Genomic DNA, 12801 nt, shown 5'->3' with positions numbered 1-12801 from the left:
TTACCTCAATTTCAGCGATGCAAGGCCGACCAGCGCAAGGATGACGGCGATAATCCAGAAGCGGATCACGATCGTCGGTTCCGCCCAGCCTTTTTGTTCGAAATGATGATGCAGCGGCGCCATGCGGAATACCCGCTTTCCCGTCATCTTGAAGGACGCGACCTGAACGATCACCGACACGGTTTCCAGGACGAACAGGCCGCCGATAATGGCCAGCACGATTTCATGACGGGCGACGAGGCTGACGGAACCGAGCGCGCCCCCCATTGCCAGCGAACCCGTATCCCCCATGAACACCATGGCGGGCGGCGCATTGAACCAGAGAAATCCCAGGCTCGCGCCAATCAACGCGCCACAGAATACAGTAAGCTCGCCCGATCCGGGAACATACTGGATTTGCAGATAATTCGAGAACACCGCGTTACCCACGAGATAGGCAATGAGCGCAAAGGACGCGGCCGCAATCATGACCGGTACGATAGCCAGACCGTCAAGACCGTCCGTCAGGTTGACGGCGTTGCCCGCGCCAACGGTCACCAGGATGGCGAAGGGAACATAGAACCATCCCAGGTTGATGATCGCATTCTTGAAGAACGGTATGGTAAGCACGCCGGAAATATCCACAGGCGAGCTCTTCATGATGATATATCCCGCAGCGCCGGCAATCAGGAATTCGAGCAGCAATTTCAATTTTCCCGGTAAACCGCGGGTGTTGTGCCGACTGACTTTGAGATAGTCATCCGCAAAGCCGATTGCCCCGAAACCAAGGGTCACAATGAGAACGATCCAGACATAGCTGTTCGTCAGATCCGCCCAAAGCAAGGTGCTTACCGCCAGTGCAAGCAGGATCAGGAAGCCACCCATCGTCGGCGTGCCCTGTTTGGCAACGATATGCGTTTGCGGGCCGTCGTCGCGGATCGGCTGCCCGCGGTGCTGTTTGCTCTTGAGCCAGCGGATGACGCTTGGTCCGCAGATAAAGGCAATCAAGAGAGCGGTAATGACCGCGCCGCCCGTCCGGAAGGTCAGGTACCGGAACAGGTTGAAGAGGGCAAAATCCTCGGCCAGGGGAAATAAAAGGTTGTAAAGCATCAGTTCCCCCTCTTTTCGTTCGCGGCGATGACGGCGGGATGGCGATCCAGCAGGGCATCGAGCGGGATCCGCATTTTGCTGCCGAGTGAGCCTTTGATCAATACGATGTCCCCCGGTCCAACCGCGCCTAACAGCGGTTCAATCAACAAATCTGACGTTGCCTCATGATGCGTCGTGACGCTGCTTGGCATCGATGTCGACAATTGCGCCATATTCGGGCCACAGGTAAAAAGAAGATCGACTTCCGCGGCGCAGACATCGGCCTTCAGGCTGCGATGGATATCTGCCGATTTTTCACCGAGTTCCAGCATGTCGCCCAGAACAGCGATCCGCCGTCCCCGACCGTCGGGATAAAGATTATGCAGAACCTCGAGCGATGCCCGCATGGACGCGGGACTCGCGTTGTAGCTTTCATCAACGACCATATAACTGCCGCCAGGGCAGGGCACCATATGGCGCGCGCCCCGTCCCTTTGGCGACTGAAGGTCGGCGAGCGCCGCTGCCGCCTTTTCGATATCGCCGCCTAGTTCGCTGACGGCACCAAGAACGCCGAGGATATTGCTGATCCAGTGACGGCCGGACACACCCAAACGAAAGAAGACTTCGTGCGAGGCGATCTTTACGGCGACTTCGCTGTGATCGGGGTAAAGAGTGAAATCCGTCAGACGAATATCGGCCTCCGATTTTTCGCCGAAGGTCAGGATATGGGTGATTCCCCTGTTCACAGCGATACTTTTCAGCAATCCGCCATAACTGTTATCGCCATTCAGAATGACCGAGCCGCTGGACGTAAGCCCTTCGAAAATCTCCGCCTTGGCCCGGGCAATCGCCTCCACATCCGAAAAGAATTCGAGATGCACAGCCTCGATTGTGGTGATCAACGCAACATGAGGGCGCACCATCCGGGAGAGAGGGCCAAGCTCTCCAGGGTGGTTCATGCCAAGCTCGAAGACGCCGTATTTCGCGTCCTGCGGCATGCGGGAGAGAGAAAGCGGGACACCCCAATGATTGTTGAAGCTGCCGATACTGGCATGGGTTTTTCCCTGCCGCGACAAGATATGCAACAGCGATTCCTTGGAGCCGGTCTTGCCAACGCTGCCAGTCACGGCGACGATCTGCGCCTTGGACCGCTGCCGTGCGAACCGGCCCAGATCTTCCAGCGCCTTTTGCGTATCCTCGACCAGGATGACATTGGCATCTTTGGGCAAATCGTCCGGAATTCTGCTCAGCAGCAATGCCGCCGCCCCTCTTTCGAGGGCCGCCGATGCAAACTTATGGCCGTCATGAACCGGCCCGACGATGGCGATAAACAAGTCTCCCGGCGCCAGCGAGCGGCTATCGATAGAGACGCCCGCCGCCGTCCAGTCCACTGTCTCTGCCTTTCCGGAAACGGCAGCAATCACATCCGTTCCATTCCAAAGCGGTATTTCAGCCATTACCGCCTCCTAAGGATGAGACAATCTGCTGGACAGCTTTCTTGTCGTTGAACGGGATCGTCCGATTGCCGATGACCTGACCTTCCTCATGGCCTTTGCCGGCCACGACGAGTATATCCTCTCGCCCCAGCGCCTTGATTGCGGCTTCTATCGCCGCATAGCGATCACCGATGTTGAGGGCATCCGGGCAGGCAACGATAATTTCAGCGCGGATTTCAGCCGGATCCTCGCTCCGCGGGTTGTCGTCCGTAACGATGGCGCGGTCGGCATACAGACCGGCAATGCGGCCCATTTCCGCGCGTTTGCCTTTATCCCGATCGCCACCACAACCGAAAACGACATGGATTTTGCCCTTGGCATGGCTTCTGACCGCCTCAAGCACCGTCTCAAGCGCGTCCGGCGAATGGGCATAGTCGACATAAATCGCCGCGTTGTTAGGAAGACGCGCAACCAGTTCCAATCGGCCCGGCACATTGGTTACCTTCCCGAGTGCCCGGCTCGCAACCGCCGGATCGCCACCCGCACCGATGACGAGGCCCAGGGCACAAAGAGCATTCATCACCTGAAACTCGCCGGCGAGTGGCAGGTTGATTTCCTGCCGCATCCCGAAAATATCGACAGTTATAACCTGGCCCGCTATTTCCGGGGCGAGCCCGACCAGTTTCAGATCCTCGCCTTCCCGTCCGTAGGAGATTATTTTAACACCGCGGTCCTTGGCCGCCCGAAGAAACGCCGGATAGACTTCCGAATCAGCGTTTAGAACCGCCGTTCCCGCTTTGTCAAGAACACGGGATATTAGCCCGAGCTTTGCACTCAGATAACTTTCCGATGATGCGTGATAGTCAAGATGATCCCGCGTCAAATTGGTGAAGGCCGCCGACTTTATGCGGGCCCCATCCAGGCGATATTGGTCAAGCCCATGGCTCGAGGCCTCAATCACCGCGTGCTGGATGCCATGCCCGACTAGATAGGTAAGTGTTTTATGCAGTAAAACGGGATCGGGGGTCGTATAACCGAGGGGAAGGATCTGCTCCGGCATCACAACACCGAGCGTGCCTATACTCGCCGCCGGAAATCCCATCGCCTGCCAGATAGCCCGCGTGAAATAAGCAACGGAGGTTTTGCCGTTCGTTCCCGTTACCGCGGCAATGGTCTCAGGCTCCGCCCCGTAAAACCGGGATGCGAGGCGCGCAAGCGTCAGCCGCGGATTGTCTTCGCGAAAACAGGGAAGATCACAATCCTCGGGTTGATAGGAGCTATCGGTGAGAATGGCAACCGCGCCTTTTTTTGCCGCTTCTTCAATATATTCCCGGCCATCGGCCTTCGTACCCGCAAGCGCAGCAAACAAAAATCCCGGCTCGACAAGACGGCTGTCTGCCGTCAAACCCTTGACATGCTTGTCATGCACATTCGGCACGTCCCTGCCCTTCATCAATTCAGAAAGACGCAAGCTTCTTCTCCTTCGAATTGATGGGAATGAACATGGCCTTTTGCACGGCTTCACTATCCTCATCAACGGGATTGATCGACAGGATCGGACCGATGCGCGAGATCAGGCGGCCAACGATGGGCGCGGCTGTCCAGCCGGCGCTCCGAAATCCGTGGGTTTGTGCATTTCCTTTCGGCTCATCAAGCATGGCGAGAACGACATAGCGCGGATTATCCATTGGAAACGCGCTGACAAAAGAGGCGATAAGCGCATCCCGCTTGTAGCGTCCGTCGACGGCTTTTTCTGCTGTTCCGGTTTTTCCGCCAACGAGATAGCCCTCAGCCGTCGCCTTGCTGCCCGTCCCCTTTTCGACGACGAGCCGCATCAACCGCCGCATGATATCCGAGGTTTGCGCCGATATAACCTCGCGCGCAGGCACGACGTCGCCGTCGCCACGCCGGACCACTGTCGGATTGATATAATGTCCGCCATTGACTATGGCCGCGATCCCGGTGCCGAGCTGCAGCGGGCTCACGGAAAGTCCATGGCCGAATGAAATCGTCATGGTCTCCAGGCTATTCCACCTTGGCGGCAAAATTGGGGCACCGACTTCAGGAATTTCGAGGGAGGGCTTGTCCAGCAGCCCCAGTTTCGCCAAAAACGCCTTGTGCTTCTTGGGGCCAACATCGTCGGCCATTTTCGCGGCGCCGATGTTCGAGGAATACATGAATATTTCCGGCACCGAAAGCCACCGCTTCTTCGGATGGTCATCTCGAATTTTGAAACCGGCCTTCCGGATGGGCTCTGTCGCATCGTAGCCGCCCTGCAGGTCCACCGTGCCCGAATCCAGCGCCATCGCTGTCGTGAAGGTCTTGAACGTCGACCCCATCTCATAGACGCCGAGAGTGATACGGTTGAATTTGCTGTCGCCGGAAAAATCGGCCGGCCGGTTGGGATCAAAATCAGGCAGCGAGACCATGCCGAGAATCTCGCCGGTCTGCACATCCATGACCATCCCTGCGGCGCCGATGGCGCGGAATATGGACATATGGCGAGACAGTTCATCCCGAAGCGCATGCTGTATCCGCACGTCGATGGAGAGCATCAGGTCCTGCGACGGGCTTTCATCGGACCCGCCAAGCTGGGCGTCGAAATATTTCTCGACACCGGCAATGCCCCGATTATCGACGTCTGTGAACCCAAGCACATGGGAGACCAGTGCCCCCATGGGATAAAACCGCTTCTCCTCCGACCGGAAATGGAGTCCGGGGATGCCGAGTGCGTTTACCTGATACTGCTGATGCGGTGTCAGATTACGCTTCAGCCAGACGAAATTCCGAGCAGACGCCAGTTTACTGAGGATCGTCGCCTCACTCATATCATCGAGGACAGTTGTCAGTTTTGTGGCAACCTCCTTGGGATCGATCACATTCTTCGGCTCTGCGAAAAGGGAGGCAGTGGTTAGCGTCGTCGCCAAAAGAACGCCGTTTCGATCGCGAATTTCGGCGCGCTTACTCTCGCCGACGGCAACGGGTGGTGCCATGTCCGCATCCGAAATGGCCGATTCCTCTGTCCCGATGCCGCTAATGGCGAGGCCGATTAGTCTTCCGGCCAGAATTACAAAGCAAAAGGCAAAAATTACGCCCGCCATTACCAAACGGTTGCGGCCCTGCTCCAGTGTTTCTTTGGCACTTCCCTCAAGCCGTAGCGCCATATGACGATCGCCAGATAATTTCTGGCCAAGGGGAGACGACAGCGTTATTCGAGGGCGAGGTGACTTAGTGATCCAAGCCAGATCGCTCATTGCAGACTCCCCGCGCGCGTGAAGGTGGCGAGCTGGACCGGGCCCGTCGGCATCGACGGGGCAGTCGGCCTTGCGTTTTGGCGCGGTTTCTGTTGGGGAACAGGCACCGAAAACTGCTTAGGATCGATCGGCGGATAAGGGACATCGCCGACGGACGCCACCTGATAGGGGGCAATGAGAAGGAGCGGAAGATATTTACCGGCAAGCGCCTGCAAGACGTCCGGACGGTTCTGGTACGTCCATTCCGCTTTCAGAATTCGTATGGTTTCCTTATTCTCTGCAATATTCTCGTTCAGGGAACTCAGGTCCTTTTCCAGCTCCTGAACCTCATAGGAAAGCTGATAGAGACCGTAGGAGACCGCTGCAAAGAGAACCAGGGACAGAACCGTCAGATTGAGTTTCATGCGGCCTCCGTCCAGGCCGGCGCCTCGGTTCTGATCGCCCCTCTGAGGCGGGCGGAACGCGACCGCGGGTTAACGGCCAATTCGTCGGGACGGGCCTTAAAGGCACCCCGTTTGATAAGCTTGAAAGTGGGAGCTGGCCCCTCGTCCGAGACAGGAACATGACGAGACGGCCTGGCACGCCCTTCAGACCTTGCTGACAGGAAGTTTTTCACGCGTCGGTCTTCAAGACTGTGGAAAGACACAACCGCTAAACGACCGCCGGGAGTAAGCAATCGTTCGGATGCGGCCAAGCCCTTGACCAGCTGCCCAAGTTCATCATTTACTACTATACGCAACGCTTGGAAGGTACGCGTCGCCGGATGTATGCCCTTTCCTGTTGGGCGCACAACCGAAGCCACCACTTCCGCTAACTCAACTGTACTCTTGAAAGGCGCCAACTCGCGCCTTTCGGCTACTGCACGTGCAATCGCACGTGATCTTTGCTCCTCGCCATACACAAAAATAATCCTGGCAAGTTCCGCTTCAGATTCTTCATTAACGACGTCCGCCGCCGTCCGGCCCGTTCCGGACATCCGCATATCGAGCGGCCCTTCCCTCATGAAGGAAAAGCCCCGCTCGGCTTCATCGATTTGCATGGAGGACACACCGATATCGAGGGCGATGCCGTCCACGGCGTCCACCCCCATGTCGCTGAGCAACGCCTCCATATCGGCGTAACATCCCTCGACCATGACCAGACGGCCGGCAAATTCGCCCGCCATTTCCCGACCCAACGAAATTGCGAGCGGGTCGCGGTCGATGCCGTATACCGTGCAATTCGCCGCCTCGAGGATGGCACGCGCGTATCCACCTGCACCGAAGGTGCCGTCGACATAGATGCCGCCATCTTTGGGCGCCAGAATTTCCATCACCTCGCGCAGCAAAACCGAGATATGGGGGGCCTTATGCCTAGTCATTGTCTCCTCCCCCGTTCTGCGAGCTTGCGGCGCGCTTGCCTGCCGCCCGGGCGCGCGCCTGCTTTTTGCGCACCTCGAAAGCTTCGGGCTGCCAGATCTGAAAGCTGTCACCCCGGCCGACAAAGGCGCATTGCCCGTCTATCCCGGCATTCTTCAACATGTCCAGGGGGATCATGATGCGGCCGTCGCCATCAATGGGCAGCTCAATAGCGTCGCTCATCAGCGCATCGGCAAAGCTCTCCCGGTCCTCCGACAGGGGATCAAAGCCACCAATTTTTTCAAGGAGACGTTCCATTACGTCCATACCGCAGGCGTCAATGGCATCGCCATTGATGGTGGGCAACAGCACGACGCTGTCAAACCCCTTGCCTGCCAAAACCGCACGAAAGCGCGCTGGTACGGATACGCGCCCTTTCTTGTCGATCTTGTTGACATATGTGGACAGAAACAGGGCCATGCAGCCGAAATCCCCCTAATTCGCTTAAATCCCCTCTAAACCAACCAACTTTCTTATGAACTTCCGGCCCGAACCGGCACATACAAGCATTTCTGGCGTAAAATGGATAAATCTGGGATATCATGGGATATTATGGAAGTCAACGGGAAACGGCCCCAAATACTGGGACTTCCGGCAGTAAATTCTTTCAATTTTTATTAAAAATTTCACCGTTACTTCGGCTGTTCCTGCGCACACCAAAGATCAACCCATTTATTGAAAGAAATGAGAAATTTTTTCTATGTTCTATTTTTGTTCCATGAACGGCTCTGCTTTGAATCAATGAATATCCGCCAAGGCGCCGATCCTCGCTGGTGGCAGGCACGCCCTCACCCATTTGCCCGCAGAGAGAGAAAATCAAATTTTAAGGCGGAAAATTGCCCGATTTCGTGAATCAGCGGCTAGAGATTCGCAATTTTCTAATACAGGCCCCGAAATCCGCCATTCTGACGGGCGAAGAAGCCTCTCTATCTGAGGATTTCCGTTCTCTCGTGATGACGGCCATACAGCTCCTCCTCATCACGCCGGAAGTCCTCAAGGGCCCCCTCCATCGTCCGTGTAATAATATCTTCAAGCGCGCGCGCCGTGTTGAGCCTGCCCATATAGACATAATCCGCGCCGCAGGCATAGACTTCCTGGGCGGAGGCAAGTTCCTCCGCGTTCGCGATCACCACCGCATCCTTGTTGATCCGGCGCACCACCTCGACCAGTTCCTTGTTGCTAGTGCCGCGCAGAATATCGTCCGGAATAGTGGCCACCACAACCTTCGCGCGGCCCACACCGGCATGAAGGAGAATTTCATCATTTGACAGATCGCCATAACGGACCGCCGCGCCAAGCTTGCGAATAGCGGGATGCAGCTGAACATTGAAATCGATCACCAGAATACGTGGCAAGAGTTCCGGCTTGTGTTTCGCGATATCATGAAGGAGGGATGACGCCACCCGGTGAAATCCGAGCAGTACGAGATCATAGTCCTTTTCCGTATCGAGCGCGCCTGCATCGGGCTCGCGAAAACCGATAGCCTGGAGGTATGGCGCCATCCAACGATGGATGTCATATGCATATTTATAGAGCGTCGGCGTCAGAAGTGCGGTGATGATAAAGGCGAAGATGATCGCGCTCGCGAATTCATCCGAGATATGGCCGTACTGCGTGCCAAGATATGAAATAACCAGCCCGAACTCGGATATCTGTGCGAGGCGGATGGAGGCCACCTCGGCGTGCCGCTGGTCGCCGCCGGTGAAATATAAAAGCGGAAAGAAAATGAGCTGGCGGCTCAACAGGGCGAAAAAGGCAAGGGCGAGCGCGATCAGGATAACACCGATTCCGTCGATCGGCGGCACGCTCATTCCAAGCCCGACAAAGAAGAGGGTAATGAAGAAATCCCTGACAATGCCAACCTTGGCGACGATTTCCCGACTGTAAGGGAGCGTCGCCACGGTAAGGCCGGCGATGAGGGCGCTCATTCCTGTTGCAACTGACATATGCTTGCCTTCGCCGAAGACGAAATCCCCGACATATTCAAATCCCCGGCCGATAAAGACGATGGCGAAACACCAGCCGAGCGCACCCACCAGCATCATCTGCGGCTCCTTCGAAAGCCAGCGGAAGACAAGCGGAACTAGACTTTTCGCAAGGGAATAGGATACGACGGCGAGCAGCGAAATCCCCAGCATCGTGTAGAGTACTGGCATCATCTCCGGCGCCGCGAAAGACGGCTGTAGAATTATCACGATGATGGCCCAGAAGTCCTGGAACACAAGAAGGCCGAGCGCGATCCGACCCGGCTCCGTATCCAGTTCATATTTCTCCTGGAAAAGCTTGATCACGAGAAGGGTCGAAGATCCGGCCAGGAACAGACCGAAATAGAGCGCGTCATAATTGCTGCCGATGGTCGATAGCCCCATGAAAGCCAGCCCTTTACCGACAAGAATACCGAACAGCACGGTGAGCGGATATTGCAGCAGACCCGAAGCGATGATCATCTTGCCGCTGCGCAGCATGCGGCGAAGATCTATCTCCATCCCGATCATGAATAGCAGAAGAATAAACCCGAGTTCGGAAATCGTATCGATATTATCCGGTTGGGTGATCAGCTTCACACCGATCGGCCCGATCAGGATACCGCAGACAAGAAAGGCGGCAATACTTGGAATTTTGATGCGAACGAACAGAATTGCGAGGATGCTGGCGATAAAAATACTGATGCCGATATCGTAAACGAGAGACGGCATGCCGGTCGCCGCGGCAAAGGCGGGTGACATTAAGAACGGCAGAAAATATACCGCCAACCCGAGCCCCGTCGCCCTCACTAATGCCATATTTTTTCCTACCGAGAGAAGAGATTGCAATCAGATTGACATTGTACCGCAATTCACTGCGGAAAATAAGACAGATGGCCTGTAAGCCGGGTTCTGTCCCTGAAAAAATCAGGGGATGATCATTCATCTAGGATGCCTGTTGCCAGACACCTCAAGCAACCAACCCGGATGGTAGCCCGGAAAACCGGCTTGCGCACAGGTTGCCCTTGCGCGGACCATCCCTATTTGGTTTTGCTCCCGATGGGGTTTACCATGCCGCCGCTGTTGCCAGCAGCGCGGTGCGCTCTTACCGCACCCTTTCACCCTTACCCGGAACTCCGGGCGGTTTGCTTTCTGTGGCACTTTCCCTGGGGTCACCCCCGCCGGCCGCTAACCGGCATCGCATTTCCGTGGAGCCCGGACTTTCCTCCCCTCACCCCGCGGGGCAAGCGGCGATCATCCGGCCATCTGTCCGCCTCTAACTAAGCGGGAGACGGACTCAAGTCAAGCGACGAACTTCTGAAAGCACGGCGTAAATGCGCGCCTGCGTTTCCGGATCAGCGATGCCATCGACCCTCTCGGGTCGCCAATGCCGCTGAAAGGCGCGAACGACTTGCGTCAATGCCTTGCCAAAACGCCCATCCGGCAGGATTTCATAGCCTATTTCCTGCAACGCGTCCTGCAACGCACGAACTGCCATGCCTTCCTCACCCTTCGCCAGCGTATCGTAACTGACGGGCATCTGCGCTATGTCTCCGGGCCATAATCCGATGCCACTTTCGGCGAGATCCCGCCAATTGAATAACTCGCCCGGATCTTCCTTACGCGCCGGCGCGACATCGGAATGGCCCACGATATTCCTCGCCGGAATTGCGTGGCGGGCGATAACGTTCGCGGCAAGGCTTTTGACAGATTCGATCTGGACCTTTGGAAACGGACGGTATCCGAATTCATGGCCGGGATTGACTATTTCAATACCGATCGAGCGCGCATTGATGTCCCGCGCGCCTCTCCAGAACGACAGACCCGCGTGCCAGGCCCGCTTGTCTTCCCTGATCAGCGAGAAAATCCGGCCGTCTTCCTCAACGACATAATGGGAGCTTACTTTCGCGGCAGGATCACAAAGCCGCTCGATGGCGGCGGCACCTGTCTTCATTCCCGTATAATGGAAGACAAGCATATCAATCGGTACAGTCTTGTCCCGATCATCGAAATTCGGCGATGGAAGCCATTTAATCGTTTCAAGCGCCATCCAATACCTTCGCCGGTTTCTTCTTCGCGGATCGTAACGTAATAATGGTGACACCGCTCATCACCATTGCCCCGCCGATCATGAGTTCGAGTGTTATGACATCTCCCCAGAAGACCACGCCGAGAATAATCGCAAAGACCGGCACCAAGAGATAATAGGGAGCAACTGTGCTGACAGGATAATGCTTGATAAGATAATTTCCAAGACCATGACCAACAACCGTCGCACCGATAGCGGAGAAGGCAACTGCCGCCCATTCCTCCCAACCGGCGGCCTCAATCGCGGCGAACTGGTTACCCTCGAACAGATATGAGAAAAAATAGAGCGGGAGCGTTCCGATGGCGGCCGTCCAGAAGGTCAAGTTAATAGCCCCGACCCCCGGCATCGTCCGCACAATCACCATATTAAGAGAAACCAGGAAGGACGCGATGATCACAAGTGTCGGCGACAGCCAGTTTGCAAATATAACCGGATCAAACCCGATAACCATAACGCCCGCGAACGCCATGAAAATAGCGCTCCAGCGGCGCCAGCCAACTTTCTCTTTCAGAAATACCATTGCCAGAAGCGCCGAGAAGGGAACAAAGGTCTGGTTGATGATCGCAACGGACGAGATGTCGGGCGACAGCGAGAGGCCCCAGAACATGAGGGAGAAATGCAGTACCCCCATGACGATGCCGACCAAAATCATTTTGCGCCAATAGCCACGCGGCAAGGACACGAACGGAAGCAAAACAATGATCACGAGGGTAAACCGGAGCGCCGTAAATAAAAGCGGCGAAAACACCTCCATCCCGATTTTCGCGGCCAGGAAATTGGATGCCCATAGCAGATTGACCAGCAGCAACAGGGCAAGATCTTTGTTTTTCAAATTTGGTTTCCGATTCTAGAGCCCGCGTATCTTGGCGATCTGATCATAGGCCGCATTGATCTTGGCGAGCTTGGCATTGGCGACATCGACAAATTCCTGGGGAAGCCCGTCTGCAATTACCTTGTCGGGATGGTTTTCGCGAATAAGCTGGCGGTAGGCTTTTTTAAGCTCCGTATCGGAAATATCGGGCGCAACACCTAAAATCTGATAGGGGTCGCCTTCCCCGTCCTTGGCATGGTAACTCCGAATTCGGGCGTAGGCGGCCTCGTTAAATCCAAAAATTGCCGCGACATTCTGAAGATATATATCTTCGTCGGGATGCAGGACCCCATCGGCCATGGCGATTGCAAACAGGCCATGGAGGAGATCTTCCATCAACTGCGGCGTATCGCGGAACATTCGGGAAATTTGCGCCGCATATTCTTCATATCCGGCCGTGTCCTGACGCGCGAGGTTGAAAACGCGCCCAACATTTTTTTCCTCATTCGGCGGGATACGGAAAACCCGTTTGAAGACCTTTATTTCCTCACGGGTGACGACACCGTCCGCTTTGGCCATTTTCGCGCCAAGCGCAATGACGGCAATGGTGAACGCGACCTGTTTGACCTGATGTCGCCCGACGTCCCCCTCGGCATCCGTCGTGCTTTCCCGGAATTTATCGACGGCATGGCCCGCCAACCCCCCGACCAGAGCGCCAAGAGGCCCGCCGACGAGGAGCCCGGCGGCCCCGCCCAGAATTTTTCCCCAGATCGCCATGTTTA

The 12801-nt window shown here is 56.1% G+C and carries 11 protein-coding genes and 1 other RNA gene; all 12 read right to left on the bottom strand.

Going from position 1 to position 12801, the window contains the following annotated elements; translation table 11 throughout:
* Positions 1 to 1089, bottom strand: coding sequence for a phospho-N-acetylmuramoyl-pentapeptide-transferase (gene mraY, locus GQF03_RS09530; RefSeq protein ID WP_161339034.1), 1089 nt, complete (start codon positions 1087 to 1089; stop codon positions 1 to 3).
* Positions 1089 to 2525: a UDP-N-acetylmuramoylalanyl-D-glutamyl-2,6-diaminopimelate--D-alanyl-D-alanine ligase gene (locus GQF03_RS09525; RefSeq protein ID WP_161339033.1), complete on the bottom strand. Its 1437-nt coding sequence runs from the start codon at positions 2523 to 2525 to the stop codon at positions 1089 to 1091. Before GQF03_RS09525 ends, mraY begins: the two co-directional genes overlap by 1 nt.
* On the bottom strand, positions 2518 to 3975 hold the full coding sequence (locus tag GQF03_RS09520; protein WP_206376181.1) for a UDP-N-acetylmuramoyl-L-alanyl-D-glutamate--2,6-diaminopimelate ligase: 1458 nt from the start codon (positions 3973 to 3975) through the stop codon (positions 2518 to 2520). Before GQF03_RS09520 ends, GQF03_RS09525 begins: the two co-directional genes overlap by 8 nt.
* A complete protein-coding gene (locus GQF03_RS09515; protein ID WP_206376182.1) occupies positions 3962 to 5758 on the bottom strand; it encodes a peptidoglycan D,D-transpeptidase FtsI family protein in 1797 nt (598 codons plus the stop codon). Before GQF03_RS09515 ends, GQF03_RS09520 begins: the two co-directional genes overlap by 14 nt.
* The gene (gene ftsL / locus GQF03_RS09510; RefSeq protein WP_161339032.1) at positions 5755 to 6162 is read right to left on the bottom strand and encodes a cell division protein FtsL; all 408 of its coding nucleotides are present in this window, start codon (positions 6160 to 6162) and stop codon (positions 5755 to 5757) included. The genes GQF03_RS09515 and ftsL overlap by 4 nt, the downstream gene beginning before the upstream one ends.
* On the bottom strand, positions 6159 to 7118 hold the full coding sequence (gene rsmH, locus GQF03_RS09505; RefSeq protein ID WP_161339031.1) for a 16S rRNA (cytosine(1402)-N(4))-methyltransferase RsmH: 960 nt from the start codon (positions 7116 to 7118) through the stop codon (positions 6159 to 6161). The genes ftsL and rsmH overlap by 4 nt, the downstream gene beginning before the upstream one ends.
* The gene (locus GQF03_RS09500; RefSeq protein ID WP_161339420.1) at positions 7111 to 7575 is read right to left on the bottom strand and encodes a division/cell wall cluster transcriptional repressor MraZ; all 465 of its coding nucleotides are present in this window, start codon (positions 7573 to 7575) and stop codon (positions 7111 to 7113) included. The genes rsmH and GQF03_RS09500 overlap by 8 nt, the downstream gene beginning before the upstream one ends.
* 506 nt (positions 7576 to 8081) lie before the next feature.
* Positions 8082 to 9938 (bottom strand): cation:proton antiporter, encoded by a 1857-nt coding sequence (locus GQF03_RS09495; protein ID WP_161339030.1) that lies wholly within the window; start codon positions 9936 to 9938, stop codon positions 8082 to 8084.
* Between the two features lie 66 nt (positions 9939 to 10004).
* Positions 10005 to 10389, bottom strand: an RNA gene (gene rnpB, locus GQF03_RS09490) — RNase P RNA component class A.
* Between the two features lie 27 nt (positions 10390 to 10416).
* On the bottom strand, positions 10417 to 11169 hold the full coding sequence (locus tag GQF03_RS09485; RefSeq protein WP_161339029.1) for a peptidoglycan recognition protein family protein: 753 nt from the start codon (positions 11167 to 11169) through the stop codon (positions 10417 to 10419).
* The gene (locus tag GQF03_RS09480; RefSeq protein ID WP_161339028.1) at positions 11159 to 12040 is read right to left on the bottom strand and encodes a DMT family transporter; all 882 of its coding nucleotides are present in this window, start codon (positions 12038 to 12040) and stop codon (positions 11159 to 11161) included. Before GQF03_RS09480 ends, GQF03_RS09485 begins: the two co-directional genes overlap by 11 nt.
* A gap of 15 nt (positions 12041 to 12055) precedes the next feature.
* Positions 12056 to 12796: a TerB family tellurite resistance protein gene (locus GQF03_RS18890; protein ID WP_161339027.1), complete on the bottom strand. Its 741-nt coding sequence runs from the start codon at positions 12794 to 12796 to the stop codon at positions 12056 to 12058.
* Positions 12797 to 12801: the final 5 nt, after the last annotated feature.

Origin of the sequence: Sneathiella chungangensis (genome assembly GCF_009882935.1) — a bacterium.
Taxonomy (GTDB): domain Bacteria; phylum Pseudomonadota; class Alphaproteobacteria; order Sneathiellales; family Sneathiellaceae; genus Sneathiella; species Sneathiella chungangensis.
The sequence above is the reverse complement of the archived record's forward strand: the minus strand, read 5'-3'. Positions and strand labels throughout refer to the sequence as shown.

Bases quoted from the DNA above. Each gene is read 5' to 3' on its own strand.
- mraY (WP_161339034.1), bottom strand. From the start codon at position 1,089: ATGCTTTACAACCTTTTATTTCCCCTGGCCGAGGATTTTGCCCTCTTC.
- GQF03_RS09525 (WP_161339033.1), bottom strand. From the start codon at position 2,525: ATGGCTGAAATACCGCTTTGGAATGGAACGGATGTGATTGCTGCCGTT.
- GQF03_RS09515 (WP_206376182.1), bottom strand. From the start codon at position 5,758: ATGAGCGATCTGGCTTGGATCACTAAGTCACCTCGCCCTCGAATAACG.
- ftsL (WP_161339032.1), bottom strand. From the start codon at position 6,162: ATGAAACTCAATCTGACGGTTCTGTCCCTGGTTCTCTTTGCAGCGGTC.
- rsmH (WP_161339031.1), bottom strand. From the start codon at position 7,118: ATGACTAGGCATAAGGCCCCCCATATCTCGGTTTTGCTGCGCGAGGTG.
- GQF03_RS09500 (WP_161339420.1), bottom strand. From the start codon at position 7,575: ATGGCCCTGTTTCTGTCCACATATGTCAACAAGATCGACAAGAAAGGG.
- GQF03_RS09495 (WP_161339030.1), bottom strand. From the start codon at position 9,938: ATGGCATTAGTGAGGGCGACGGGGCTCGGGTTGGCGGTATATTTTCTG.
- GQF03_RS09485 (WP_161339029.1), bottom strand. From the start codon at position 11,169: ATGGCGCTTGAAACGATTAAATGGCTTCCATCGCCGAATTTCGATGAT.
- GQF03_RS18890 (WP_161339027.1), bottom strand. From the start codon at position 12,796: ATGGCGATCTGGGGAAAAATTCTGGGCGGGGCCGCCGGGCTCCTCGTC.